The sequence below is a fragment of the Enterobacter sichuanensis genome, from assembly GCF_002939185.1.
GTDB lineage: Bacteria > Pseudomonadota > Gammaproteobacteria > Enterobacterales > Enterobacteriaceae > Enterobacter > Enterobacter sichuanensis.
The window spans coordinates 1-289 of the sequence record NZ_POVL01000189.1; the positions used below are offsets into that span (position 1 = coordinate 1).

Consider the following 289-nt stretch of genomic DNA (forward strand, 5'->3'; position numbering starts at 1 on the left):
CTATGATGCCGAGAACCGTCTGGTGTCCGCCCGGGGAACCGGGCCGGAAGGGCGCTTTGAGGCGCGCTATCACTACGACGCGCTGGGCCGCCGCACGCGCAAAATCGTCACTACAACGCACGGCACCACAGAAACGCGCTTCCTGTGGCAGGGCTACCGCCTGCTGCAGGAGCAGCAGGAGAGCGGGCTGTGCAGCACGTATGTATACGACCCGAATGAAGCCTGGAGCCCGCTGGCGCGGGTGGACCATCTTCGTGACCAGCGCAGCGGTGATATTTACTGGTTCAAT

Annotated in this window: 1 pseudogene; it reads left to right on the forward strand. The window is 63.3% G+C overall.

Features of this window, described 5'->3' with window-relative positions:
* A pseudogene (locus C5687_RS24455) lies at positions 1-289 on the forward strand (RHS repeat domain-containing protein); the annotation flags it as partial.